At 52.2% G+C, this 24,165-nt stretch carries 26 protein-coding genes and 1 pseudogene; 12 read left to right on the top strand and 15 right to left on the bottom strand.

The genetic code is table 11. From position 1 onward, the window contains the following. Positions 1-74: 74 nt before the first annotated feature. The 3 genes from AC0L73_RS12420 to AC0L73_RS12410 are packed head-to-tail and all read right to left on the bottom strand — an operon-like array spanning position 75 to position 2,402. On the bottom strand, positions 75-986 hold the full coding sequence (locus AC0L73_RS12420) for a dienelactone hydrolase family protein (protein WP_227947898.1): 912 nt from the start codon (positions 984-986) through the stop codon (positions 75-77). Then, the gene (locus AC0L73_RS12415) at positions 961-1,941 is read right to left on the bottom strand and encodes a bifunctional riboflavin kinase/FAD synthetase (RefSeq protein ID WP_473653873.1); all 981 of its coding nucleotides are present in this window, start codon (positions 1,939-1,941) and stop codon (positions 961-963) included. Before AC0L73_RS12415 ends, AC0L73_RS12420 begins: the two co-directional genes overlap by 26 nt. A 29-nt stretch (positions 1,942-1,970) precedes the next feature. Then, the gene (locus AC0L73_RS12410) at positions 1,971-2,402 is read right to left on the bottom strand and encodes a MaoC family dehydratase (protein WP_227947900.1); all 432 of its coding nucleotides are present in this window, start codon (positions 2,400-2,402) and stop codon (positions 1,971-1,973) included. Positions 2,403-2,648: 246 nt separating this feature from the next. On the opposite strand from AC0L73_RS12410, the gene AC0L73_RS12405 reads away from it, so the two are divergent. Both AC0L73_RS12405 and AC0L73_RS12400 read left to right on the top strand, forming a co-directional pair. Further along, positions 2,649-3,035, top strand: coding sequence for a response regulator (locus AC0L73_RS12405; RefSeq protein ID WP_227947901.1), 387 nt, complete (start codon positions 2,649-2,651; stop codon positions 3,033-3,035). Then, positions 3,035-3,487, top strand: a pseudogene (locus AC0L73_RS12400) (hypothetical protein); the annotation flags it as partial. The gene AC0L73_RS12405 and the pseudogene AC0L73_RS12400, both read left to right, overlap by 1 nt. 181 nt (positions 3,488-3,668) lie before the next feature. Here AC0L73_RS12400 and AC0L73_RS12395 read toward each other — a convergent pair. Continuing rightward, entirely contained in the window at positions 3,669-4,544 is an 876-nt protein-coding gene (locus tag AC0L73_RS12395; RefSeq protein WP_227947903.1) for a TIGR01459 family HAD-type hydrolase, read from the bottom strand. A 13-nt stretch (positions 4,545-4,557) separates the two neighbouring features. After that, positions 4,558-5,781 carry an EAL domain-containing protein gene (locus AC0L73_RS12390; RefSeq protein ID WP_473653872.1) on the bottom strand — a complete coding sequence of 408 codons (1,224 nt, stop codon included), beginning with the start codon at positions 5,779-5,781 and terminating at the stop codon, positions 4,558-4,560. Between the two features lie 163 nt (positions 5,782-5,944). Between AC0L73_RS12390 and AC0L73_RS12385 the strand changes: the two genes are divergently transcribed. Further along, positions 5,945-6,778 (top strand): SDR family NAD(P)-dependent oxidoreductase, encoded by an 834-nt coding sequence (locus tag AC0L73_RS12385; RefSeq protein ID WP_227947905.1) that lies wholly within the window; start codon positions 5,945-5,947, stop codon positions 6,776-6,778. Positions 6,779-6,781: 3 nt separating this feature from the next. Here the strand turns inward: AC0L73_RS12385 and AC0L73_RS12380 are convergent, their stop codons facing one another. The 5 genes from AC0L73_RS12380 to AC0L73_RS12360 form a co-directional block, all read right to left on the bottom strand. Further along, positions 6,782-7,738: an acetyl-CoA carboxylase carboxyltransferase subunit alpha gene (locus tag AC0L73_RS12380; RefSeq protein WP_227947906.1), complete on the bottom strand. Its 957-nt coding sequence runs from the start codon at positions 7,736-7,738 to the stop codon at positions 6,782-6,784. Positions 7,739-7,853: 115 nt separating this feature from the next. Continuing rightward, positions 7,854-8,834, bottom strand: a complete 981-nt coding sequence (locus AC0L73_RS12375; protein ID WP_227947907.1) for an HpcH/HpaI aldolase/citrate lyase family protein — start codon at positions 8,832-8,834, stop codon at positions 7,854-7,856. Between the two features lie 96 nt (positions 8,835-8,930). Further along, positions 8,931-9,824, bottom strand: a complete 894-nt coding sequence (gene xerD, locus AC0L73_RS12370) for a site-specific tyrosine recombinase XerD (protein WP_227947908.1) — start codon at positions 9,822-9,824, stop codon at positions 8,931-8,933. Position 9,825: 1 nt separating this feature from the next. Further along, the gene (locus AC0L73_RS12365; protein WP_473653871.1) at positions 9,826-10,707 is read right to left on the bottom strand and encodes a hypothetical protein; all 882 of its coding nucleotides are present in this window, start codon (positions 10,705-10,707) and stop codon (positions 9,826-9,828) included. 95 nt (positions 10,708-10,802) lie between these two features. After that, entirely contained in the window at positions 10,803-11,633 is an 831-nt protein-coding gene (locus AC0L73_RS12360; protein WP_473653870.1) for a hypothetical protein, read from the bottom strand. 329 nt (positions 11,634-11,962) lie between these two features. Here AC0L73_RS12360 and AC0L73_RS12355 point away from each other — a divergent pair, with 329 nt between their 5' ends. Genes AC0L73_RS12355 through AC0L73_RS12340 form a run of 4 tightly spaced genes read left to right on the top strand, consistent with a single transcriptional unit; the run spans position 11,963 to position 15,908 of the window. Next, complete coding sequence (locus AC0L73_RS12355; RefSeq protein WP_227947911.1) at positions 11,963-12,556, top strand: shikimate kinase; 594 nt, start codon at positions 11,963-11,965, stop codon at positions 12,554-12,556. Beyond that, the gene (aroB, locus tag AC0L73_RS12350) at positions 12,553-13,692 is read left to right on the top strand and encodes a 3-dehydroquinate synthase (protein WP_227947912.1); all 1,140 of its coding nucleotides are present in this window, start codon (positions 12,553-12,555) and stop codon (positions 13,690-13,692) included. Before AC0L73_RS12355 ends, aroB begins: the two co-directional genes overlap by 4 nt. Positions 13,693-13,701: 9 nt before the next feature. Continuing rightward, positions 13,702-14,994 (top strand): HlyC/CorC family transporter, encoded by a 1,293-nt coding sequence (locus AC0L73_RS12345; RefSeq protein WP_473653869.1) that lies wholly within the window; start codon positions 13,702-13,704, stop codon positions 14,992-14,994. Positions 14,995-15,032: 38 nt separating this feature from the next. Next, entirely contained in the window at positions 15,033-15,908 is an 876-nt protein-coding gene (locus AC0L73_RS12340) for an AEC family transporter (protein ID WP_473653868.1), read from the top strand. Positions 15,909-15,913: 5 nt separating this feature from the next. Here the strand turns inward: AC0L73_RS12340 and AC0L73_RS12335 are convergent, their stop codons facing one another. Both AC0L73_RS12335 and AC0L73_RS12330 read right to left on the bottom strand, forming a co-directional pair. Then, a complete protein-coding gene (locus AC0L73_RS12335; RefSeq protein ID WP_227947915.1) occupies positions 15,914-16,180 on the bottom strand; it encodes a ribbon-helix-helix domain-containing protein in 267 nt (88 codons plus the stop codon). A 131-nt stretch (positions 16,181-16,311) separates the two neighbouring features. Next, positions 16,312-16,569: a BolA family protein gene (locus tag AC0L73_RS12330; protein ID WP_227947916.1), complete on the bottom strand. Its 258-nt coding sequence runs from the start codon at positions 16,567-16,569 to the stop codon at positions 16,312-16,314. Between the two features lie 222 nt (positions 16,570-16,791). On the opposite strand from AC0L73_RS12330, the gene AC0L73_RS12325 reads away from it, so the two are divergent. The 3 genes from AC0L73_RS12325 to cobT are packed head-to-tail and all read left to right on the top strand — an operon-like array spanning position 16,792 to position 20,310. Further along, positions 16,792-17,382, top strand: a complete 591-nt coding sequence (locus AC0L73_RS12325; protein WP_227947917.1) for a J domain-containing protein — start codon at positions 16,792-16,794, stop codon at positions 17,380-17,382. Between the two features lie 49 nt (positions 17,383-17,431). Then, a complete protein-coding gene (gene cobS, locus AC0L73_RS12320; RefSeq protein WP_227947918.1) occupies positions 17,432-18,433 on the top strand; it encodes a cobaltochelatase subunit CobS in 1,002 nt (333 codons plus the stop codon). An 8-nt stretch (positions 18,434-18,441) separates the two neighbouring features. Beyond that, the gene (cobT, locus tag AC0L73_RS12315; protein ID WP_227947919.1) at positions 18,442-20,310 is read left to right on the top strand and encodes a cobaltochelatase subunit CobT; all 1,869 of its coding nucleotides are present in this window, start codon (positions 18,442-18,444) and stop codon (positions 20,308-20,310) included. A 7-nt stretch (positions 20,311-20,317) separates the two neighbouring features. On the opposite strand, the gene AC0L73_RS12310 is transcribed toward cobT, so the two are convergent. From AC0L73_RS12310 to meaB, 3 genes are all read right to left on the bottom strand, one after another. Further along, positions 20,318-21,085, bottom strand: coding sequence for a dienelactone hydrolase family protein (locus tag AC0L73_RS12310; RefSeq protein ID WP_227947920.1), 768 nt, complete (start codon positions 21,083-21,085; stop codon positions 20,318-20,320). A gap of 134 nt (positions 21,086-21,219) precedes the next feature. Further along, positions 21,220-21,507 (bottom strand): 50S ribosomal protein L28, encoded by a 288-nt coding sequence (gene rpmB / locus AC0L73_RS12305; protein WP_473653867.1) that lies wholly within the window; start codon positions 21,505-21,507, stop codon positions 21,220-21,222. Positions 21,508-21,618: 111 nt separating this feature from the next. Beyond that, the gene (meaB, locus tag AC0L73_RS12300) at positions 21,619-22,620 is read right to left on the bottom strand and encodes a methylmalonyl Co-A mutase-associated GTPase MeaB (RefSeq protein WP_473653866.1); all 1,002 of its coding nucleotides are present in this window, start codon (positions 22,618-22,620) and stop codon (positions 21,619-21,621) included. A 102-nt stretch (positions 22,621-22,722) separates the two neighbouring features. Here meaB and AC0L73_RS12295 point away from each other — a divergent pair, with 102 nt between their 5' ends. Both AC0L73_RS12295 and AC0L73_RS12290 read left to right on the top strand, forming a co-directional pair. Next, positions 22,723-23,727 (top strand): proline racemase family protein, encoded by a 1,005-nt coding sequence (locus AC0L73_RS12295; protein WP_473653865.1) that lies wholly within the window; start codon positions 22,723-22,725, stop codon positions 23,725-23,727. A 23-nt stretch (positions 23,728-23,750) separates the two neighbouring features. Continuing rightward, positions 23,751-24,149 (top strand): cytidine deaminase, encoded by a 399-nt coding sequence (locus tag AC0L73_RS12290; RefSeq protein WP_473653864.1) that lies wholly within the window; start codon positions 23,751-23,753, stop codon positions 24,147-24,149. Positions 24,150-24,165: the final 16 nt, after the last annotated feature.

The following is a 24,165-nucleotide window of genomic DNA, read 5'->3' as shown; positions in this document are numbered from 1 at the left end:
TCCGTGCTCTGCTGTCGAGAAATCATAGCCGGAAAGGAGCAAAAATTAGCGGTTTTATGCGCCATCCCATTCCCTTAATCCCCTTTTTCCGGCGAAAGATACTGTTTGAGAAATTCAGGCAACCTTTTACGGGCATCCGCACGCGCCACCGGATTGGGTCCGACAATCGGGATAACACCCAATGTGGTCGTATATTGCGGCAATTTCCTTATCCTGCTGCCAGGGGCATCAAATCCGTGATAAGCCTCAGGATAGAGTTTGATAGAGACTGGATTTCCCCGTACTTTCACCTCGCCAATAAATTGCGCACATGGTTCGGGGCGCGTCCAGTTATCGGCCTCACCTTGCAAGACAAATAACGGAATATTGGTAGACCAGCTTTGCGGCGCCACCTTCGTAAAAGGTTTGGATTGCAGCCTGTCATTACAAAGCGCCGGATAAAACGCCGCTGCGGCAGCAAAATCATAGCGTGGAGCTGGGTTTGGTCGCGCGATACTCTCGTTCACTATAGTCAGGAGGACAGTGCCGCCGCCCTGGGACCAGCCGACAAGGCCAATTTTGTCCGGCATTATAAAGTTCTGAGATTGCAAGTACTCAAGCGCGCCATAGGCATCGAAGGGGCGCTCCCGATACATTCGTCCACGTTTTTCCCTGTTCCCACAGGAAACGCCCATGTTTCTTGGACCCGCACTGTCAACAGTCAGCGTCGCAAACCCGTGATCATTGAACAACTTCGCCCAGCTTGCGTAAAGCGGAGAGACATTCCCAGAATAATGCATACCCCCACAACCATGCATGAGAACAACTGCTGGAAACGGCCCTGCGCCCTCCGGTTTCGCTATATACGCCGTTAGCTGGGTCTTGCCATCAAGGCTGGGGAAGTAAACACGGTCATAGGCCTGCGCTGGCAATGCCACAGCCAGAAAAAGGGCAAAGCTGCAAACCAGAAAAGAAGAGTAGCTAGCTATTAACTTTTTTGTCCGCATATTTGGTTTGCCGATTACTATGATTGGCGAGAATTTTTCGGGCAGCTTTCGCATCCTCAGCAATTTGCGCGGTTAGCTCGTCAATCCCGGCGAACTTCATTTCCGGACGAATAAAGTCGACAAAGGCAACGCGGAGGCTTTGATCATAGAGATCACCCTCCCAGTCCATAAGATGAACCTCCAGAAGGACATCTTTTTTATCGAAGGTCGGCCGCATGCCAAAATTCGCCACGCCATCTATCCAGTCGACATGCGTTCCCCGGTGCAGCCCAACCCGGACTGCATATACGCCCAATTTAGGGTGATGATAACCGACAAGCGGAATATTCGCAGTCGGAAATCCAATCGTACGTCCACGCTTATCTCCTTCGATAACCGGCCCCTCGATTTCCCACCAATGTCCGAGCAGCAAGGCAGCCTTGCCGGGATCGCCCGCTTTCAGGCATTCGCGGATCGCAGTGGAAGAAAAAATAACAGTGCCTTCTCCGACCGGCTCCACCACCGTCACGTTGAAACCGTATTTCTTACCAAGTTCCGCAAGGACTACCGTCGTTCCTTGACGTTTGTGGCCAAAAATAAAATCATAGCCAACAACTACATGCGCAACGTTATATCCATCGACAAGCACATCGCGGACGAAATCTTCTGCTGTTTTCTGAGAGAAAGCCAGATTGAACTCAAGGGCCACCATGACATCAAGGCCGAGCCACTTCAGATGTGCTGCCTTCGTATCAAGGGTTGAGAGACGAAACGGCGGTGCATCAGGCGCAAAGAACTCCCGCGAGTGAGGTTCAAACGTCAATACACCTGCGGCCAGTCCAAGCCTGTCCGCTATTTCCTGGGCTTCCGCGATGACAGCCTGATGCCCCCGATGAACACCATCGAAATTTCCTATGGCCAATACAAGCCCGCGGCACCCTTCAGGAACATTTTTGTGATCGCGTAAAATGCGCATTGACTGAAATCCGTACTCTCTCGTTTATCCTATTTTCGCCGTGATACCATCAAGGTTGCCTCGCCATCCAGCACAACAGTCTCGCCGATCGTACAGCTGCAGTCAAAAGTGACTCGTTTGCCATTGATTTCCCGCAGCGTCACGCGCGCCACTACTGTATCACCAATACAAACCGGGGCCTTGAAATTCAGGTTCTGGTTCATGTAAATCGCCCCGGGCCCCGGCAACTTGGTTCCGAATACCGTTGAAAGAAGACCCGCGGATAACATGCCATGCGCTATGCGTTCCTTGAAAATCGTCTTTTCAGCGAATTCAGCATTGAGATGAACCGGATTTGTGTCTCCCGAAATACCCGCATACATGACAATGTCAGCTTCGGTAATCGTTTTGGCGTAAATTTCCGTCATGCCGACTTCCAGATCTTCCAGGAAATAGCCGTGCAATTCTTCATAAACTGACATCGTGTTCCTACTCATTCTTGTCCGCGATACGTCGAGCTATATAGAAGGAAATAATGCGTTGCCGCAAGCATTGTAACGAGATCGACCATCCTGACGCGATCAATTAAGCCAGTTTTTATAAAACTATATCCAAATTAACCATTTTTTTAAGGTTCCGAATTTAATCTCCACTGGAATGGTTAAGGCGGAGTCTCGATTTACACCCTGACTGAAACGAATTTTTAGGAAAGTTAAGAGGGCATTTCAATGGCAGTCGATATGAACATGTCGATCCTCATCGTAGATGATTACAAGACTATGTTGCGCATTATCCGCAACCTTCTCAAACAGCTCGGCTTTAACGCAGTCGATGAAGCAGCAGACGGATCCGCCGCGCTCGCGAAGATGCGGGCAAAGAACTATGGCTTGGTCATTTCAGACTGGAACATGGAACCTATGACCGGCTACCAGCTCTTGAAGGAAGTCCGGGCAGACGAAACCCTGAAAAGCACGCCTTTCATTATGATTACGGCAGAATCCAAGACCGATAATGTGGTCGCCGCGAAAAAAGCCGGTGTTAATAACTACATCGTCAAGCCTTTTAATGCAGCAACCCTAAAGACAAAAATTTCATCGGTTCTTGGTGACTTCTAATGTCCGATACGGAAGAGGTCATTCAGCTGAGGAAGGCGATTGCCTTACTGCACCAGGATTGCCAGGATCTTGCAAATTTTATCACTGCCGCCAGATCGGAAATTGCCGAAATTCGGCCAAACGATCTAAAGCAAGACAAGCTCCCCCGGGCGGGCAAGGAGTTGGATGCGATCGTGGAGGCCACGGAAAACGCAACCAACCAGATCATGAGCGCGACCGAAAAGATTATGTCTGCGAAAGTAACGGACGCTGACGTCGTAAATGACGCCTGCATGGAGATTTTCGAAGCCTGTTCTTTTCAGGATATTACCGGCCAACGGATCAGCAAGGTTGTCTCCACCCTCAACTATATCGAGGAATATCTCGCACGCCTCACCAAAGCGTGGGGGCATCACATGGATAATGTCGCCGAAGCAGAGGCAGATTTGGGCGCGGGCGATGACAGTGATCTCTTGAATGGCCCGGCTCTGGCGGGAGAGGGTGTCAATCAGGACGACGTTGACTCTTTTTTGCTGCAGATGACGACAGCTCACAAAAGAAAGACAAAAACTCCGGCGATACGGGAGAGAGTTCGGGCAATAAAGCGCAGGACGAAATTGACGCACTCTTTGACTAAAGAGAAATTTGCCGTACCTACCAAACCATATGTCCCATCACATAAGTCGGTGAGAATTGATGAACTTGTGCGACCTCATCTATCTGCGCCGCTGTCGGCAACTGACCATCCTGCAGGCCCCAGTCATCGGCATGTATCCCGCCGCTCACTAAGACGCTATCGATCCCACTGGCGTCGGCACCCTTGATATCGGTTCTCATACTATCGCCAATCGCGAGAATCCCTGACGGCCCCAATAACTGTAATTTTTTCATCGCCTGCCGATATACTTCCGGATACGGCTTTCCGAAAAGCTCTACCCGCCCGCCGAGTTCCTCATAAAGGGCGGCAATCGCGCCTGCGCAATAGTGAGAGGTCGTCCCACGCATCACGGTCAGGTCTGGATTGGCGCAGAGCATCGGTAGATCCTCTTTTAGCGCTTCGTGCAATAATTCCCGGTAATCCTCTGGCGTCTCGATTTGATCGTCCACGAGACCCGTGCAAATCAAGAAATCTGCCTCTCTAACGGACGAAACCCGTTGATAGCCAAGACCATCCTCCAACCCTTTATCGCGAACTGCACCAATCTGGTAAAAAGCCCCACCACTGTTTTGTAAGAAAGGATGATCCCGACGCACCAGCACCTCGCGCGTTATATCGCCAGAAGTCAGAATATGGTCATATCGTTCCCTCGCCACGCCAATATTTTCCAAAAATTCGATCACATAGCCGTTTGTACGCGGGGCGTTAGAAAGAAGGAGTATCGGTTTACCCTCACCCCGCAACCTGTCCATGCAATCCAGTACGCCGGGATAGGGATGATGGCCATTATGCACCACACCCCATAGGTCGAGAATGAAAGCTTCATAGCTCGGCGCAACTCCGGCAAGGCCGGAAATAATCTTGAAAGACATAAAATATAACCTGTTAATTTACGGATTGAGGTGGGCGCGGCACACCGAAAAGATACCCCTGCCCAAATCCAACCTCTACATCCAAAAGGCCAATCACGGTGTCTTCATCTTCAACCATGCTGGCGATGAGTTCGATATTCTCACGCAGCAGGGCCTCCCGTAAATCATCGGGATGAATATCCATTGGCAGACCGGGGCGACCGGGAAGAAGCTCCTCTGCGGCAACTTTGAGATACCGGAAATGCCGCTTCCCAAGCTCGCTGAAATCGAAATCAAGCCGCTGCACATGATCAAGGGAAAATGAAAAACCCATTTTCGCTAGGGTGGATAGCCCCTTCTGAACGGGATCAGAAGCATTATCGACATCATCCTGTGCGAACTCAAGGATCAGGCTATTGCTCAAATCCTTGTTCTGGTCCAGGAATTCGACAAACTGACGAAAAAAGGACGTATCGTTCAATGTTCGGGCGGATACATTTACGAAAAAGCCGATATCCGAATTGCGCTGACGGACCCGGCGGATCAATTGTACGCACCGAATGAGCAACAGATTATCAATGGTTCCAATCAAACCTGCATTCTCGGCAACTAAAAGATACTGGCCTTGGCGTGATAACTTCCCCTGAGGTCCGCGAATACGTGAAAACGCCTCGTAGAAAAGCGTGCGGCGCTGAGGTAGTCGAACGATCGGTTGCAGATAAAGATCAACCTTGTTTTCCTGCAAGCCGGAACGTACGATTTCCAGTATGGACTCATCCTGAGGCATGATTTCCTCGTCCGGACCATCACTATTACGGAGTGGTTCAGGTTGTTCTTCCGGTGCCTCCACCAATTCCTCATCTGCGGAAAGGATGATTTCTTCTTCATCCTCTTTTGTCTTTGTTGTCTGATCCGTTGAAAGTTGCTTCAGCAATTTGCGCAATATTTGCATTTCGCCAGCAAAGCTATCCATATTTCCGTCTTTGCCCGCAAGGCGACCGAGAATGTTGTCAAAGCGATCAAGACCAGTTTCCGCCATATCGAGATCGCTGCGCATTTTTAGCAAGTCACGCTGAAATCGCGATCGCTCCACATGCCGCATGATAAAATCATGGATCAAGGCACAAACAAGGAAAAATACGCCCCCGCCCCAATAGCCAATGACCGGGTCAATCCCTTGGACATAAACTGGCGTTTGCACAGCGATAACCACGGCCGTTAAGGCATAGGCAATAATAATTACGCCATGGTAGAGCACGCGACGATAATCCCCCTTAAGTTACAAGGCGCCAGTTTAGTCAAAAATTACAAATTGGAAAGTCATCTCTGCCGGAATGGCGAAAAACATCTATTCCTAGCACGCCGTGTATTGATATAGTCTTATACTCCCAATTCAAAAGCTCAAACAAAGAAGAACGAAAATGAACCGATTACAGGATAAGGTAGCCATTATAACAGGCGGAACTAGCGGGATAGGCCTGCGCACCGTAGAAGTCTTCGCTGAAGAAGGCGCGACCGTTGTTTTTTCCGGCCGCCGCGAAGCGGAAGGCAAAGCAATAGCCGATAAACTAGGCGACAGCGTACATTTCTTCCGCGCTGATGCCAGCATTGAGGCGGATATGCAGTCCCTCATCCAGGGAGCGGCTGAAAAATTCGGCAAGCTCGACTGCATTTTCAATAACGCAGGCGGCCCGGCCCCCGTTGGCAGCATAGAAACTGTCGACTTTGATAAGTCGATGGAAGCGATGACGCTCCTTTTCGGCGGCGTTCTCCTTGGAATAAAACATGCAGCGCCCATTATGAAGAAGCAGGGTTTCGGCAGTATTATCAACAACGGCAGTATCGCAGGCCATCTCGCGGGCTACTCAACCTCAATGGTTTACAGCAGTGCGAAAGCAGCCGTCTTACAATTGACGCGCAGCGCTGCCATGGAACTGGGCGAGAGCAATGTCCGGGTCAACTCTATCTCCCCTGGCGCCATCGCTACCGGCATCTTCGGCAAGGCCCTGGGTCTTAAAGGTCAGGCTGCGGAAGATACGGCGCAGGTAGCCGGAGAAGTGCTATCCCACGCGCAGCCCATTCGTCGGGCAGGTCTTCCCGATGACATTGCCAAGGCGGCCCTTTTCCTCGCGTCGGACGATTCCACCTTCGTCAACGCCGCCGACTTCCTTGTGGACGGCGGCATGATTGGTGGGCGTCACTGGTCTGCCCACCAGGAAAGTGTTCGCAGTCTCGGGAAAGCCTTTACAGGCTAATGATCAGCCTTCTTCGAGGCGACCAATCGCAAGGAATTTACGGCGGCGCTCCTCACGGAGCTCGCCCGGTTCCTTGCCCACAAGGGAAGTAAGTTCTTCTTCAATTGCATCCCCGAGCGCATTAATTGCAGCCGGAACGTCCCGCTGTGCACCGCCAACAGGCTCATCAACAATTCGGTCGATAACCTTGAGCTTCAAGAGGTCCTGCGCAGTAACCTTCATTGCGGTCGCCGCTTCCTGCGCCTTGTCACGCGTTTTCCATAAAATTGCCGCACAGCCTTCCGGTGAAATCACGGAATAGATGGCATTCGCAAACATCAGGACACGGTTCGCGCTCGCCAAGGCCACCGCCCCACCACTGCCCCCTTCACCGACGATTGAAGCAATCATGGGCACGCGTACATCAAGGCTCACTTCGATAGAGCGGGCAATCGCCTCTGCCTGCCCGCGTTCTTCTGCACCTATCCCGGGATAGGCACCGGATGTATCAATGAAAGTCAGTATGGGAAGGGAAAAATGATCGGCCATTCGCATCAGACGTTGCGCCTTGCGATATCCTTCGGGCCGCGCCATGCCAAAATTATGACGTAGGCGGGATTCTGTATCCTTGCCTTTTTCCGTGCCAATCACGACAACACTACGGCCACGAAAGCGGCCCATGCCACCGACAATCGCCTTATCATCAGCAAAGGCCCGGTCTCCAGCAAGAGGCGTGAATTCTTCAATCAACTGCGCCGTGATATCGCTTAGTTTTGGTCGATCCACATGGCGGGCAACTTGCGTTTTTTGCCAGGGAGTGAGCTTTGCATAGGTTTGCTCAAGCTGGTGGAGAGCCTTCTGGCGGAGTTTGGCAATATCCTCTTTGATCTCGATATCACTGCCGTCTTCCAACCCCTCCAGCTCGCGGATTTTGCCTTCCAGGTCAGCAATCGGCTTCTCAAAATCAAGAAAATTATTCATTAAATGTCCAAACCCCATAGTGATCAACGGTCTGATTAATAAATTGGCGGAACGGTTACGTCAATCAACCGTTCCGCCAGTATTAAAAATAGTGACAGCTATGTGATGCGAAAAATTATCCGCGTGCGGCGATGATGTCCGCCTGATTAACCAGGGCTTCTGCCTGCTTGATCGAGGCAATATCGATCAACCTACCATCAAGAGCAACCGCGCCCGCGCCATCTGCCTGTGCCTTTTCCATCGCTTCCAGAATGCGGCGCGCCTTGGCCACTTCTTCCTCAGCGGGGGTGAAAATGTCATTGGCAAGAGGGATTTGCTTCGGATGGATGGCCCATTTCCCTTCGCAGCCAAGGATGGCCGCGCGGTTACCATGGGCAATATACCCATCAGGATCGGAGAAATCACCGAACGGACCGTCAATCGGACGAAGACCATTGGCTCGGGCCGCCACAACCATGCGGGCGATGGCATAGTGCCACATATCACCCCAATGAAAATCGCGGCTTCCGTCTTCCGCCGGGTCCGTCAGCACACCATAAAGTGGGTTCGGTCCGCCAATGGAGGTTGTCCGAGCCTTTGTCGATGCCGCATAATCCGCCACACCAAAATGCAGGCTTTCGTTGCGCTTACTTGCCGCCGCGATTTCATGGATATTCTGCATCCCGAGAGCGGTTTCGATAATATGCTCAAACCCGATCTTCTTTTTGCGTCCTGTTGCCGCCTCGATCTGTGTCACCATCATATCAACGGCATATACGTCGGAGGCCGTGCCTACTTTCGGGATCATGATCAGGTCGAGGCGTTCCCCGCCTTGCTCAACCACGTCCACAATGTCGCGATACATGTAATGCGTATCAAGGCCGTTGATCCGGACAGACATCACCTTATCGCCCCAATCGATATCATGCAGGGCTTCAATGATATTCTTACGTGCCTGCACCTTGTCATTCGGTGCAACTGCATCTTCCAGATCTAGGAAAATGGCGTCTGCGTCTGACTTGGCCGCTTTTTCAAACATATGAGGGCTGGAGCCGGGAACGGCTAGTTCACAACGGTTCAGGCGCGAAACGCAAGGTTCCGGAACAGTAAAGCTCATGAGTTCTACACTTTCTTCGGTTTAGTTTGTGAATTTATTGCGAGGAAATTGCGTTAGCCGCGTGGCAGAGTCAAGTTTTCAGCGAATAAATTTGCGTCACGCCAGCGGATGGTGGGTTGCGACTATTTCTTTAAGCCGCTCCTGCAGGACATGGGTGTAAATCTGCGTTGTCGAAATATCCGAATGCCCCAGCATTTTCTGAAGACTTCGAAGGTCAGCGCCATTGGCCAGCAAATGACTGGCGAAGGCATGCCGCAGGACATGCGGGGATACTTTCGCGGGATCGATATTCGCCTCAATCGCGAGTTCCTTCAGGAGTTGACCAAGGCGCTGACGGGTAAGATAGCCCTGCCCTCCCCGCGACGGGTAAAGCCATTTCGAATGACCTCCGTCGGGGCAAAATTTTTCTCGCACATCAAGGTAATCATCCAGTGCCTGTTTGGACGACTGATTCACCGGAACGAGGCGTTCCTTGTTGCCTTTGCCACGCACAATAAGGAAACGATCCTGATCACGCAGCGCCGGAAATGGCAGAGATACAAGCTCCGATACCCGAAGGCCGGTCGCATAAAGCAGATGCAATAGCGACAGAAGACGTTTCTTCTCCGGCGTATCCCCGTCCGCCGCGGCCAGAAGGCTATCCACCTCGGCTTCTGTCAGATATTTCGGTAACCGTCGTCCGGCGCGCGGGCTATCAATGTTCAGTGCGGGATCATCATGACGAATATCCTCCCCCAACAAATAGGAGAAAAGCTGCCGTATGGCGCTTAAACGCCGCGCCTGCGTGCTTGCCTTTAGGCCGCAATCATCCAGCAATTTGAGATAAGCCTGAATATCCTTCGCAGATACGCTTGAAAGGTCTTTTCCGCACCGGAGGGCGAAACTCTCAAAGTCATTTAGATCCCGGCGATATCCGGACAACGTATTTTCCGCAGCGCCCCGCTCTGTCAAGAGCATCTCAAGAAAGCCCTCAATATAGTAACGGGACATCTTAAAGATTCCGCAATACGGCGGCCTCTAGCGCAAGTTGTCGTGCTTCTGTTTCAAGCCCGATAGTCTTGAGCGCGTCAATTACCGCGATCAACGTCTCGGTTGAGGTCTTGCCGGGCCCTTCGACCCCAATTGCGGCTAGTGATAGCGCAACAGTCTCGCCCACCAAACCAGCGTCCGCCGCAATCTGCAGGTTTTTCTTAATTACAAAATTTGAAAAACCCGACCTAGGTGTTTGGCCTGCGCCAAGCGCAGCCGCCCAAAGATCACTTGATACCGGCTCGTCGAAGACATCAAGAATAGCGAGATACAGTCCCGTATTGTCTCCAGTTGCTGTTGCACCGCTATGGCCAAAGTCCGTCGCGTCAAAATTGGCCGCATTCCAGCGCGCAATGCCGGTCGTACCGGAGATGAGTACGTAGGCATCCGCGCGGGCGATAAATTTCCGCGCGATCTCACGTGCCGAAAAGTCCCCCCTTAGCGCTCCACGGCGAACTGCACGTTCCCATAGTGAAGCGGTTGCCTCTTCCTTCCCGACCAACGAAAGACGCAAGGCGTCCAGCTCAAACACATCTCCATATTCAGCCGCTGTCATTCCCGACAGCAGCGGCATGGACAGGTCGGCGGCGGCTAGATACGAGCCGTCCTGCCCCCCGACGGCCCAAAGCTCACCGAGCAAGCGGGCCTTTTCAGCATCCGCATCGGCCCCTAAGGTTTCGCGATAAAGCGCCGCAATCTGCCCAAGGATGGGGCTTTCTTCTGCCCCTTCGAGAAAAGCGCCTTCGCTTATAAGGCGGCGCGGGAGGATCGCGGGAATGCTACCGACGGCCAGCGATTCATAAGCGGCGGCAAATCTGGAATTGATCCCCGCAGTTTTATCCATTGCGAGCGCCCAAAGGATTGCATTTCCAGCGTTCTTCATTGAGGCAATGGGAAGTGACGTTTTCGATAAGCTCATCATCGCAAAATGCAAGGGCGTTAGAGGCTGGCCGTTCTCAGGAAGCGCTGCACTGCCTCCCGCCAGGCGGTCGTAGAGCGCAAAAAAAGTGCATCCTCCCCTGCTGTCTCGTCGAGAAGGCTAAGGCCAATTTCCGCCCGTGCCATATTGCCCGCGACCATATTGCAAAAGACATCTGCCTTTGTCCAAAAATTGTCGGCAGTTGCCGCCTTGGTCCGGCCCACAATTTTGCAGGCTTGATCGTTCTCGCCTTTAAGCAACATAATTTCGGTTGCAATGCGGTTAAGCTCTGGCGTCATACTAGACGCAGGCACCCGGTTCACCATGTCCGATGCATCCGTCACTCGTCCGGCGGCCATCAGTTTCTCAAGACGAAGCTCGATCAGATCCGATGATTGGCCCTGCGCTTGACTTTGCGGAATTGTGGCCGCTGTCAGCAGCAACCGCCGATAAAGCGTCTGCATCTCGGGAGATGCATTCGGAACGGGGAGGTATTTAAGCAATGTCACAACACGCTCTAGCGGCGTTCCCTGCCACATGTCCGTCCCCAACCCACCATTTGTCGCGCTCAAAATGCCAATGGAGGCAGGGTTCAAGCCGCCCAGAGACTGGACAACGACGGCCCCCTTGATGCGGCTCCCTTCCAGCACGTTTTTTTGTGGCGCGGATGTCGTCTGCGATGCATTCGCTGGAGCTTTCTCAGGTTGCGTCGCGGGGGCCGATTTACCAAGTAGCGGCACCAGATTAAGAGGCTTTTCCTGTGCTGCGGCTATTGGTGCCATAGTCGTCAGGCCCGCAATCAACAGGCCAGCGCCGAACAAACACCTGAATTTATTTGGGGAATTGGTCATTCGGAATAACCTTTTCAACTTTTACCGTCGGTGCAGGAATATCCCAGGCGGAGAGAAAAACACCGCCGCCAATAACTGCTGCGGCTACCAAAAAAAGCAGAAAAAGGGAAAACTTAGACATATTCGATCACTATTTCCGAAATCAGAGCACCAAAAATGAGTGCATGTTAGGCAAAACTGTTGCTATTTAAAGCACTAAGCTGCGATTATGGTAAAAATTGGCTTTATTGATTAGCACGGTTCGGCGAATTACATCAATAACCTTAACAAAGATATTGTGCCGCTGGGTCTAGCGGATTGATCGCCTGACCGCTGAAAAAAGTGATAGGATGAACAAGATACAAGTTGCCGAAGCTGGCAAAGCCACTCCGGCTGATGATTTCGAAACCAGACCCGTCGTGCTGGTTGGGCTGATGGGTGCCGGGAAGAGTTCTGTCGGGCGACGTCTCGCGACCCAGCTCGGCTTACCATTTAAGGACGCGGATACGGAAATAGAGGCCGCATCCAATCTGTCTGTATCGGAATTTTTCGAAAAACACGGGGAAGCGTCTTTTCGGGAAGGCGAACGGAAAGTTATTGCTCGCCTGCTGGAAGAGCCACGACATGTTTTGGCAACCGGCGGCGGGGCATTCATGGACCCAAAGACACGCGCCCTTATTGCCCAAAAAGGCTGTTCAATCTGGTTGCGTGCGGAGCTTGATGTCATTTATAAGCGCTGCATGAAACGCAATAATCGTCCGCTTTTAAAAACAGGTAACCCGAAAGCCATTTTAAAGGATCTGATGGACACGCGGTATCCGGTCTATGCAGAGGCGGATATTACGGTCGACAGCGGCGATGGCCCGCATGAAATTGTGGTCGACAAGATTATTGCCGCGCTGGAAAACCTGCCAACGGCCCAAGACACCTCAGGTAGCAAATGACATCCTTACCGGTAGACCCCGCTCCGACATTAGAAAAAGTACAGGTTTCCCTGGGCGAGCGTTCCTATGACATTCTCATCGGCACCAATCTAATTGATGGCGCCGGCGCAACATTGCGAAATGTCCTGAAAAACCCTCGTGTCGCTATTATCACCGATGAAAACGTCGCTGCACTTCACTTGGAAAGCTTGCAAACGTCCCTGACTGAAGCGGGGATTGAGCATAGCGCTCTCATCTTTCCTCCGGGTGAAAGCAGCAAGAGTATCGCGACCTACGGGGATTTAATGAGCCGCCTGCTGGATAACCGCATTCAAAGGGACGAAGCTTTGATCGCCCTTGGTGGCGGAGTGATAGGCGACCTCACCGGTTTTGCTGCTTCCACATTGCGTCGAGGCGTAGATTTTATTCAGATACCAACCACCCTGCTGTCGCAGGTTGACAGTTCCGTTGGTGGCAAGACCGGCATCAATGCACCGCAGGGTAAAAACCTCATCGGGGCCTTTTATCAACCACGTATAGTACTCGCGGATATTTCCACTCTGGACACCCTGCCGCGTCGCGAGGTTCTGGCGGGTTACGCCGAAGTTGTGAAATACGGACTGCTCGGCGACTACGCATTTTTCGAATGGCTCGAAGCGAATGGTCAAAAGGTGATTGAAGGCGATACCGGCGCGCGCATATATGCGGTGGAGCAAAGCGTGAAGGCCAAAGCAGATATTGTCGCTCAGGATGAGAGAGAGTGTGGCGTCCGGGCCCTTCTCAATCTTGGACACACATTCGGCCATGCGCTTGAGGCAGAGACCGGTTACGGCGCGCATCTCAATCATGGTGAAGCCGTTGCCATTGGTATGATGATGGCGGCGGAGCTTTCCGCCCAACTCGGCTTTCTCGATCGTCAGGATTGCGGGCGAATTCGCGCACATTTCAAATCTGTCGGACTGCCTGTTGCTGTCCCCCAAATTGATGGCATTCTCTGGACTGCGGAAAAACTTCTCGCTCACATGCGGCAAGATAAGAAAATCAGTGGCGGCAAGATCACTCTTATTCTTATGAACGCCATTGGCGACGCTTTCAGCACAAAAACAATCGATGAATCGGATATCCTGTCACTTCTTCGACAGGAACTACAGGAATAGAATAAGGAAATGGACACGGGTGAAATAAATTTGGAATTGATCCTTCTGCCGCTCGCAATTTTTTTGCTGTTAGTGCTTTCTGCTTTCTTTTCAGGTTCGGAAACCGCACTAACCGGTGCCTCCCGCGCCCGTCTGCATCAGATGGAACAATCCGGCGACCATCGGGCCGGACTTGTAAACAGGCTACGCGACAAGCATACGAAACTTATCAGTGCCATTCTGCTCGGCAATAATCTGGTCAATATTCTAGCTTCTGCCCTGGCGACAAGTATTTTCATTTCGCTGTTCGGAGATATTGGCGTTGCCTATGCGACCCTTGTCATGACCGTTCTTGTGCTGGTCTTTGCGGAGGTTTTACCAAAAACGATTGCACTCCGGCGGACAATCCCCGTCGCACTTTTTGTTGCGCCCGTGCTGCGACCCGCGATCTTCCTCCTCTCTCCCGTGGTCTTGGGTATCAACTATATTGTCGAGGTTACCCTGAGTCTTATGGGCATTAAGGAAGGTGACGGCGACTCTGATACCTTAACGGACGCCGCGCAGGATGAGCTGCGCGGGGCAATCGAACTCCATTCCGAAGATGCCGGCGTTATCATGCATGAGCGTTACATGCTGGATACAATCCTCGATATGGATGAGGTGGACCTTGAAGAGATCATGGTTCATCGCAAGAATGTGGAAATGGTCGATGCAGAGAAACCAGTCCGCGAAATTATCGATCAGGTTCTCGGGAGCCCCTTTACAAGACTGCCCCTATGGAAGAAAAATCCTGAGAATATTATCGGCATCATCCATGCGAAGGATATGCTTCGTGCCCTGATCCCTCTGGGCGGGGATTACGAGAAACTGGATATCGAATCAATCGCACTCGAAGCTTGGTTCGTGCCGGAAACCACAACCCTGCGCAGCCAGCTCAACGCGTTTCTGGAAAGAAAAAGCCATTTCGCCCTTGTCGTCGATGAATATGGCGCGCTTATGGGGCTGGTCACGCTTGAAGATATTCTTGAGGAAATCGTTGGCGATATAGCGGACGAGCATGATCTTGCTGTAAGCGATGTCCGACTGATGAAGGACGGCAGCATCATCACAAAAGGCGATGTCACCATCCGTGACCTGAACAGGCAGCTCAACTGGGCACTTCCCGATGAAGAGGCCGCGACGGTTGCCGGATTGGTCATCCACGAAGCACAGATTATCCCGGAAATTGGTCAAGCTTTTATATTTCATGGGTATAAGTTTGAAATTCTCAAAAAAGATCTTAACCAGATTACCGAACTTCGAGTCACCTCTCTTGAGTTATAGAATTTCTACCGGGCAGGCCAATTGGAAATTCCGCCAATATGTTTGAAATTCTCCTCAACATTATTGCTCCAGTCGTTGTAACCGCCGGGATTGGTTTTTTCTGGGCCAAGACCGGGCGCGCCTTTCATACGGAAACAGTGACCGGGCTGGTAACGAATGTCGGCTCCCCGATGCTGATTTTCTCAACGCTCGTCAAACTCGACATGGAACTTGACGCATTCCTTGAGTTCGCGATGTTCGCTGCACTTTCAGCATTAGCTTTTTGCATCATTGGCGTCATTACACTAAAGCTCTGCCGCCTTAATATCCGCAATTACCTACCCGGTCTGATGTTTCCGAACACAGGCAACATGGGCCTGCCGCTTTGTTTCTTCGCCTTTGGGGAGGCTGGTCTCGCGCTCGCCATTGCCGTCTTTACCGTCTTTTCCACCCTGCAATTCACCTTCGGCATCTGGCTTTCTTCTGGGGTCAGTTCCCCCGGTCAGTTAATACGTACACCCCTGATTTATGCCGTGGTCCTCGGCCTGGGGTTAAAGGCTCTTTCCTTCCCTGTCCCGCTCTGGATCATAAATACCACCGAGCTTATTGGCAGCCTGACTATTCCCTTGATGATCCTTGCTCTGGGTGTAAGTCTTGCAAGTCTTTCTGTAAATCACATCCGGCTCGCAACCGGACTATCAGTTCTTCGACTTGCTATGGGATTTGCCGTTGGATACGGCCTTGCCGCCCTGTTTGGGTTGGAAGGGGTCGAACGCGGGGTCCTTATCCTGGAATGCAGTATGCCGGTCGCGGTGTTCAACTATCTTTTCTCGCTTCGTTATGACCGCGCCCACAGCCATGTTGCAGGGATGGTGCTCATATCGACCTTGCTCTCCTTTATCACCCTCCCCGCGCTATTGTTCTACCTTCTTTAAGAAGATCAGGAGTCGAGCTTACCGGACTGACTGCGATAATGATCAAGGATGGCAGATCGTATTCGGGAAGTCCGGGAATGCTCGCGCCGCCTCTCATCGCTGTCCGCTTTACAGCAGAAATCATTGATCGACATATTTTCACGCGTGCAAATATCGCGCAGGGCCTCCCATTCGATTTCCTCCAGCCTGATACTGGTCCGATGCGTCTGACCTGAAACGGGATCAATGATTGAAATATTACGATTGACGAGGGATTGGCTTATCTGGGTCACGTTAGGGCTCCTGTTGATGCTCTTATAAGTTGCCATATTTTTTTATAAACTCTCAAAAAGAGCATATAGGGGCGTGCCAAAATTGTTCAACAGTTTTTTCTGATGCTTTTATCTTATCTCGAATAGCGACGTTACGATCTTACGTTCAGTGCCAGCGCGTGAATATCTGTCTTAAGCTCCTCCGAAAGGACATCATACACAGCCCGTTGGCTGGCAACGCGGGACATCCCCTTAAATTTCTCCGCGGTTATTTCCACCCGGAAATGGCTTTCCCCTTGAGGGCGAGCCCCTGCATGGCCCGCGTGCAGATGCGATTCGTCAACGACAACAAGGCTGGTTGGGGAAAACGCCTCTTTGAGCTTATTTTCTATGGTTGCTGCGACTGACATTATGCCTGCATTCCTTACTATCTTGATGTAACACCGTACTGACAGTCTTATAGCAAATTTTTACGCTACGTATCGATTGCGTAGAATATTTTTTCTGGGTGCTTGGTGTCAAAACACCTCTACAGGTGAATGTTGCCCAATTACCGTCGTCACGGAGTTAAAAAACGACTCCTTTTCGACCCCGGCCTTGCTATGGGAGCAGGCAACACCCATAATTGTCAAATGTCGAAGAATAGAGAAATACCACTTGATGATGACGCCCCGGAACCGTTCAACAGGCAGTGCGAACATGAGGATTGTTTCGAGACGGGAGAATTTAGGGCGCCGAAGGCACGGCTGCTTGATCGAGGAAACCCGGCAGATTATCAGTGGTTCTGTCTTGCGCATATCCGTGAATTCAATAAATCATGGAATTTCTTTGACGGCATGTCGGCGGAAGAAGTCCTTCGCTACAAGGATGAGGATATTACCGGCCATCGCCCAACCTGGAAACTAGGTACCCGCACAGCAAGTTCGCGCGACGAATATCGCTATAATGATCCGTTCGATTTTCGTGACGATATGGGGGCTTCGGAAAAGGCCTCTGCTAAATCCCGTGCAAACGGTCATCCGGAAATGGATCCAAAGGAACGAGAGGCACTTGCCGTCTTGAATTTACATCCCGGAAGCAGTCTCGAACAAATCAAGCGCAGACATAAGCAACTTGCAAAAAAATACCACCCTGATATCCGTGGTGGTGATAAAAAGGCTGAAGAAATACTAAAAAACATCAATCAGGCCTATACACATTTGCGATCTTGCGCTAACTCGTAAGCTTGCCCGTAAAAGAAACACCACAAATTGTGACACGGAACTACATTTTATGACGTCCTTAGAACTTGCCGGTGAAACGCCGGAAATAAAAATTGATTTGCCCGATACGAAGGTTTCCGTTCGGGAAGTTTTTAAAATTGATAGTGACCTGGAAGTTCCGGCCTTCAGCGTGACGACCGACCGCGTGCCCGATCTCGATCCGGCCTATGTTTTCGATCACGACACCACGCTCGCGATTTTGGCAGGATTTGCCTATAATCGCCGCGTGATGGTGCAGGGATATCATGGTACCGGGAAATCCACCCATATCGAACAAGTCGCCGCACGTCTGAACTGGCCTTGTGTCCGGATTAACCTCGACAGCCATATTTCACGTATCGATCTGATTGGCAAGGATGCCATTGTCCTGCGCGACGGCAAGCAGGTAACAGAGTTTCGCGAAGGGATTCTCCCTTGGGCGCTACAGTCACCAACAGCGATTGTCTTCGATGAATATGACGCCGGGCGTCCGGACGTCATGTTCGTGATCCAGCGCGTTCTGGAAGTTGAAGGCAAACTAACCCTCCTCGACCAGAACAGAGTTATACGCCCTCATCCGGCATTCCGGATGTTTTCGACGACGAACACCGTAGGTCTTGGCGACACAACCGGTCTATATCACGGCACCCAGCAATTGAACCAGGGCCAGATGGACCGCTGGAATATTGTAACAACATTGAATTACCTGCCGGAAGATACCGAAAACGAAATCGTACTCGCGAAACTGCCAGGCTATGATAATGAAGAAGGCCGCAAGAAAATCCGTGCCATGGTAGCCTGCGCAGATCTTAGTCGGGCCGGCTTTATCGCTGGCGACATCTCCACCGTAATGAGCCCAAGAACTGTGATTACATGGGCTGAAAATGCTCAGATTTTTGGAGACGTTGGCTTCGCCTTCCGTGTGACCTTCCTCAATAAATGCGATGAAATGGAACGGCCAATAGTTGCCGAATATTATCAACGCAGCTTTGGTGAAGAACTCCCTGAATCCGCTGCCAATATCGTCGCGTAAGCGCTCCCGTGGCCTTTATCAAAAATAAGGAGCCTGCGGCAGAGCCCTTTAAGCGCGCCGTCACCGCCACCATGCGGGCGATGTCACACGAGAAGGAACTTGAAGTTGTCTATGGCAATGACGCACCGGGGATGAGCGGTGATCGCGCGCGCCTGCCAAACCCGGCAAAAGACCTCCCGGCAGAGGATATTCGCCTCGTGCGCGGGCTCGCCGACAGTATCGCCCTTCGTAAACGCTATCACGACGACGGTATGCATGCGCGTTATGCCCCGGAAGGCGGCGACGCCAAGGCTGTATTTGATGCAATTGAACAGGCTCGGGTGGAAGCCATTGGCGCAGGCCGGATGAAAGGCGTTGCCGACAATCTTTTTAACCGCCTCGATAACCATTGTAAGGAAAGCGGCTTTGACCGCATTTATGATAAGGCTGACGCCCCAATTTCAGAGGTTCTTGGGCTTCTCGCCCGAGAAAAGCTGGCCAACATACCTGTCCCTGAGAGCGCCCGAAACATGGTTGACCTCTGGCGCGCCGAGATTGAAGAAAAAAGCGGCGACGATTTTACTGATATGCTCGACGCCATTGCAAGCCAGAAAGAGTTTGCGAGTGCGGCACGGAAACTCCTTAAAGATCTCGACCTGATCGACGATGCTGAGGGCGAGTTTTCCGACGAGGATGACAGCGGAGACGGTGATGAAGGCGAACAGCAACCAGATGCTGAGAGCAGCGGCTCCGAAAGTGATGATGAGGCGCAAGACGCCAGCGCCGCCGAGGATGCGGATACGCAAGAAGGCGCCGGTGAAGACGGCACCGATACCGAAGCGGGCGAAAGCGCCGATATGGAAGCAACAAGCACCGGCGAAGATGCGGGCCGTGACAGCCGCCCGGTTTACCCTGATGACTTCCGCAATTCACCGGAGGCTGCCGCCTATAAAGCATACACCACCGAATTCGATGAAGTCATTCAGGCGGGGGACTTATGTGAACCGGGAGAACTCGCCAGACTTCGCCAGCAGCTCGATCAACAGCTAACCAACATGCATAGCCTGGTCAGCAAACTGGCCAACCGGCTGCAACGCAAACTTCTTGCGCAACAGAACCGTTCCTGGGAATTTGACCTGGAGGAAGGCATTCTGGATGCTGCGCGTCTTTCCCGCGTGGTTGTCGATCCGCAACTCCCGCTTTCCTTCAAGGTGGAGCAAGATACGAATTTCCGCGATACGGTTGTCACGCTGCTGATCGATAACTCCGGCTCCATGCGCGGAAGGCCGATCTCAGTTGCGGCGATGTGCGCCGATGTACTCGCCCGCACGCTGGAGCGGTGCTCGGTCAAGGTCGAGATTCTCGGTTTTACGACCCGCGCCTGGAAGGGTGGTCAGTCACGTGAAAAATGGCTTGAACAGGGGAAGGAGGCAAACCCTGGTCGCCTCAATGATCTCCGTCACATCGTTTATAAATCGGCCGACTACCCCTATCGCCGCGCCCGTCAAGCACTTGGCTTGATGCTACGCGAAGGGCTGCTAAAAGAGAATATCGACGGGGAAGGTCTGTTATGGGCCCACAACCGTCTGCTCGGCCGGCCAGAGCAACGACGCATCCTGATGGTAATCTCCGATGGTGCACCAGTGGATGACAGCACGCTGTCAGTCAATCCAGGCAATTACCTCGACAAGCATCTGCGCGAGGTAATCAAATGGATTGAAACGCGCTCCCCGGTCGAATTAATTGCCATCGGCATCGGCCATGACGTCACGCGCTATTATCAACAAGCCGTTACCATCATCGATGCCGAACAATTAGGCGGCGTTATGATGGAACAACTTGCCGATCTTTTTGACGAGCAGAAGCGCACAACGCGGAAAAAATCCGACCGCTGGTAGAGCTTTCCTAACCCCTTAGGTTCTTCTTGAAAAACTCAAGACTACGTTTCCAGGCTAGCTGTGCATCCGCCTGGTCATAACGGCCGCCTGACGGGTTTGCGAATGCATGGTCCGCATCGTACCAGAAGACTTCCGGTGCTGGCTCCCCTGCGAGCTTCATCTGCTCCACAAAGCCGTCAACCATTGCCTTGTTGATCCATTGATCCTTTTCGGCAAAATGGCCCATAACCGGTCCTTTAAGGACCTTTAACTGGTCTGCGGTCCGTTCAACACTACCGTAATAAACAATTGTCGCCTCGGTCGGAGCCGCTATGGAAGCGTTCAGTGCCCAGCCGCCGCCAAAGCACCAACCGATAGTTCCAAGACTATCCGTGGTTTTTTCATTCGCACGTGCCCATGAAATCCATTTTTCGAGCGTTTCTGTTGCGTCGGCAGGTTTGACAGCCTTCATATACTGCCCAGCCTCTTCACGGGTTGTGCCGACATTACCGCCATAAAGGTCGACCGCTACGGCGACATATCCTTCCCGGGCAAGTTCTGCTGCAACCGCCTTGATCTGGTCATTGAGGCCCCACCATTCATGAACGAGAAGAACGGCTGGTGCCGGTGTTACCTCCGGATAGATGACGGAGGCCGTTACTGATTGCCCGCCATCAAGCTTAATGGTCACATCTTCCGTCATGTCAGCGGCTGCTCTCGCGAGCAATGGATCCGCCAGAATTGCCGCCAACGGTAAAGTTGCCGCGCCTTTTACGATATCACGTCGTGCATACATCTAAATTTCCCCTATTGAAAAGCCGATCAGGATCCTTTTTAGATAGGACGCGCAATTCAGGAGGCAAATTTGACATAAAAAAAACGGGTGAGGAAAACTCACCCGTTTATCTTTTCTTGATCTTCAGATCAGATTTATGCGGAAACTGCCGCTTTCTTGATCTCGCGCTTAACCCGCTGGGCCTGCAGCGACAGATTTGTGTCACGCGCCTTCAGCAGGAATTTGTCCAGACCGCCATTATGTTCAACAGATCGTAGCGCCGATGCCGACACTTTCATGTTGAAGGAGCGGCCAAGTGCCTCGGACATCAAGCGGACTTCCTGCACATTCGGCAAAAACCGGCGACGGGTTCTATTTTTGGCGTGGCTGACATTATTACCCGCCTGAACACCTTTACCTGTCAATTCGCAACGACGTGCCATCCTGGACCTCTTTAACCAATTAAATAGGAATGCCGGCGCAAAACGCCGGACGTGAGGACGCTATTTAAGGAATGACGGCGCATCCGTCAAGCATATTAGGCCGTTATCTGCCTATTTTCCCAAAAAGATTTCCAAGAGCTTCTCTGCGGCGGCTGTGGGCGCAATTTGCGCGGCCTTTACATCCGCTTCCATCTTTTTAATGCGCGCGGCCACAGCCTCATGGCTCTTGAATCGCGTCATCAGGGAATCACCCAGCTCAGACCACATCCAGGCAACCGCCTGCTCTCGTCTCTGTTCTGTGAGTTCGTCGTCTTCGCCGCGCGCCTCGCGATAATTCGTGATCGTATCCCAAAGTTTGTCGATCCCGACTTTATTCAGGGCAGAAACCATCAGGACTTTCGGTTTCCAGTTCTTGCTTTTTGGACGCATCAAGCCAATTGCGCCTTTATATTCCGCTGCTGCCCGCGCCGCTGCTGCTTTCAAGTCTCCATCTGCCTTGTTGATAACAACAATGTCTGCGAGTTCCATCACGCCGCGCTTGATTCCCTGTAATTCATCCCCGCCCGCGGGCGCAAGAAGAAGAAGGAACACGTCAACCATTTCCGCCACGGTGGTTTCGGATTGCCCGACACCGACTGTCTCAATCAGGATAACATCAAATCCCGCCGCCTCGGTCAGCAGCATGGCCTCCCGTGTGCGTCGCGCAACACCGCCAAGCGAACCGCCAGAGGGCGATGGCCGGATAAAGGCGTTCGGGTCACGGACCAGTTCTTCCATCCGCGTCTTATCGCCCAAGATAGAGCCGCCGCTCCGCTGGGAGGATGGATCGATGGTCAGTACAGCAACTTTATGCCCCGCACCTGTCAAAAGTTTGCCAAAGGTTTCGATAAAGGTGGATTTACCAACACCCGGGGTACCCGATATCCCAATCCGGATAGAATTACCTGTGGACGGGAGGATCAGGTTGAGCAGTGCCTGCGCTGTAGCCCGATGATCATCCCGCACGGATTCCACGAGTGTAACAGCCCGCGCGAGCGCCCGCCGATCTCCCTGCCGTAATTTCTCGGCTATTCTCTCGGCATCCGCCGCTATTTTTTCGCCCGTTTCATTCATAGACTTGGGTATGGGAAAATCCCGCGCCTGCGTCAAGTCAATTGAAAGCACTATCGGAATTTAACGGAAGGCCCTAATCTAGATACAAAGGATGAGTAAAAGATGATCAGCAGTATACAGACAGTCGAAATGCATACCGGTGGGGAACCGCTTCGCATCATCACAGATGGCGTGCCGATGCCGGACGGGCATACCCTGCTAGAAAAGCGGGCTTATCTTCGTGATCATGCCGATCAGTATCGCCGTTTTTTGATGTTTGAACCACGCGGCCATAAGGACATGTATGGCGCACTTCTCGTACCGCCTGACCATCCGGAGGCCGACCTTGCCGTTATATTCATGCATAATGAGGGATACAGCACCATGTGCGGCCACGCGATCATGGCACTTGGCCGTTATGCGCTGGACTATGGCTTGATCGTGAAAGAAGACAAGGAAACGCCGGTCAATATCCAGTGTCCTTGTGGTTTGGTTCGCGCCCATGTGGCGACTGAGAATGGTGTAACCGGCGCGGTCAGGTTTGATAGTGTGCCAGCCTTCGCCTATAAAATTGGACAGTTTGTCGAGACACCTGACTATGGCCCGGTAGAGCTGGATATCGGGTATGGCGGTGCGTTTTACGCTATTCTAGATGCTGGGAACCTTGGACTGGATGTGCGAACAGCCCGCACCCGTGACTTGGTGATGGCAGCAACCCAAATTTCCGACGCGGTAAAAGCGCAAATTCAGATCACCCATCCGGAGGAAGACGATCTAGGTTATCTCTATGGCACCATACTGACAGATGGCGCCACGGGACAGGGCGGCAGCCCAAGCGTAAATATCTGCGTGTTCGCGGATGAGCAGGTGGACCGCAGCCCAACCGGATCAGGCGTCACCGCACGCATGGCCCTTGCCGCCGCCCGAAAGGCAATCGAGCCCAGAGAAACCTGCCAGTTCGAAAGCGTGACCGGCGCCATCTTCGACGGAAAAATTGCAAACGAAACGAAAATGGGGCCGTATAATGCCGTGACGGTTGAGGTTGCGGGCCACGCCCATTATTCTGGAACGGCTGAGTTTACATTCGAAGACGGTGATCCTCTCGGCAGTGGATTTCTCCTTCGATAGTATTGTAAAGGAAATACGGGATCATGGACAAAGTCGACCTGAAAACCGAAGCGGACAAGGCGCTCGAGAACGCCTACTCCCCCTATTCTAAATTCAAGGTCGGGGCGGCTATCCTGACGGAAGCCGGCAACCTCTATACCGGCTGCAATGTCGAGAATGTTTCCTACGGCCTTACCATCTGCGCGGAACGCACCGCCATTACCCAAGCGGTAGCTAGGGAGGGCCCGGACATGAAACTCCGCGAAGTGCTCATCGCCAATCGCAATGAAAAAGGCGTATCCATCCCCTGCTCCCCTTGCGGAGCCTGCCGCCAGTTTATCGCCGAATTTGCAACACAGAACACCCGGGTCCATTACGCGGGCAAGAGCGGAGAAGTCACTAAATCCGTGAGTGATCTTCTCCCGGACGGATTTAGTTTCTAACGCGTTTACCGCAACA

This window comes from Sneathiella sp. D3-11, from assembly GCF_055809395.1.
Note: the sequence above shows the minus strand (reverse complement) of the source record. Positions and strands in the feature narration are given on the sequence as shown.

What these genes read in the sequence shown, in the direction of transcription:
- AC0L73_RS12420 (WP_227947898.1), bottom strand. Translation starts at nt 986, where the DNA reads ATGCGGACAAAAAAGTTAATAGCTAGCTACTCTTCTTTTCTGGTTTGC.
- AC0L73_RS12415 (WP_473653873.1), bottom strand. Translation starts at nt 1,941, where the DNA reads ATGCGCATTTTACGCGATCACAAAAATGTTCCTGAAGGGTGCCGCGGG.
- AC0L73_RS12410 (WP_227947900.1), bottom strand. Translation starts at nt 2,402, where the DNA reads ATGTCAGTTTATGAAGAATTGCACGGCTATTTCCTGGAAGATCTGGAA.
- AC0L73_RS12405 (WP_227947901.1), top strand. Translation starts at nt 2,649, where the DNA reads ATGGCAGTCGATATGAACATGTCGATCCTCATCGTAGATGATTACAAG.
- AC0L73_RS12395 (WP_227947903.1), bottom strand. Translation starts at nt 4,544, where the DNA reads ATGTCTTTCAAGATTATTTCCGGCCTTGCCGGAGTTGCGCCGAGCTAT.
- AC0L73_RS12385 (WP_227947905.1), top strand. Translation starts at nt 5,945, where the DNA reads ATGAACCGATTACAGGATAAGGTAGCCATTATAACAGGCGGAACTAGC.
- AC0L73_RS12380 (WP_227947906.1), bottom strand. Translation starts at nt 7,738, where the DNA reads ATGAATAATTTTCTTGATTTTGAGAAGCCGATTGCTGACCTGGAAGGC.
- AC0L73_RS12375 (WP_227947907.1), bottom strand. Translation starts at nt 8,834, where the DNA reads ATGAGCTTTACTGTTCCGGAACCTTGCGTTTCGCGCCTGAACCGTTGT.
- xerD (WP_227947908.1), bottom strand. Translation starts at nt 9,824, where the DNA reads ATGTCCCGTTACTATATTGAGGGCTTTCTTGAGATGCTCTTGACAGAG.
- AC0L73_RS12365 (WP_473653871.1), bottom strand. Translation starts at nt 10,707, where the DNA reads ATGGATAAAACTGCGGGGATCAATTCCAGATTTGCCGCCGCTTATGAA.
- AC0L73_RS12360 (WP_473653870.1), bottom strand. Translation starts at nt 11,633, where the DNA reads ATGACCAATTCCCCAAATAAATTCAGGTGTTTGTTCGGCGCTGGCCTG.
- AC0L73_RS12355 (WP_227947911.1), top strand. Translation starts at nt 11,963, where the DNA reads ATGAACAAGATACAAGTTGCCGAAGCTGGCAAAGCCACTCCGGCTGAT.
- aroB (WP_227947912.1), top strand. Translation starts at nt 12,553, where the DNA reads ATGACATCCTTACCGGTAGACCCCGCTCCGACATTAGAAAAAGTACAG.
- AC0L73_RS12345 (WP_473653869.1), top strand. Translation starts at nt 13,702, where the DNA reads ATGGACACGGGTGAAATAAATTTGGAATTGATCCTTCTGCCGCTCGCA.
- AC0L73_RS12340 (WP_473653868.1), top strand. Translation starts at nt 15,033, where the DNA reads ATGTTTGAAATTCTCCTCAACATTATTGCTCCAGTCGTTGTAACCGCC.
- AC0L73_RS12330 (WP_227947916.1), bottom strand. Translation starts at nt 16,569, where the DNA reads ATGTCAGTCGCAGCAACCATAGAAAATAAGCTCAAAGAGGCGTTTTCC.
- AC0L73_RS12325 (WP_227947917.1), top strand. Translation starts at nt 16,792, where the DNA reads ATGTCGAAGAATAGAGAAATACCACTTGATGATGACGCCCCGGAACCG.
- cobS (WP_227947918.1), top strand. Translation starts at nt 17,432, where the DNA reads ATGACGTCCTTAGAACTTGCCGGTGAAACGCCGGAAATAAAAATTGAT.
- AC0L73_RS12310 (WP_227947920.1), bottom strand. Translation starts at nt 21,085, where the DNA reads ATGTATGCACGACGTGATATCGTAAAAGGCGCGGCAACTTTACCGTTG.
- rpmB (WP_473653867.1), bottom strand. Translation starts at nt 21,507, where the DNA reads ATGGCACGTCGTTGCGAATTGACAGGTAAAGGTGTTCAGGCGGGTAAT.
- meaB (WP_473653866.1), bottom strand. Translation starts at nt 22,620, where the DNA reads ATGAATGAAACGGGCGAAAAAATAGCGGCGGATGCCGAGAGAATAGCC.
- AC0L73_RS12295 (WP_473653865.1), top strand. Translation starts at nt 22,723, where the DNA reads ATGATCAGCAGTATACAGACAGTCGAAATGCATACCGGTGGGGAACCG.
- AC0L73_RS12290 (WP_473653864.1), top strand. Translation starts at nt 23,751, where the DNA reads ATGGACAAAGTCGACCTGAAAACCGAAGCGGACAAGGCGCTCGAGAAC.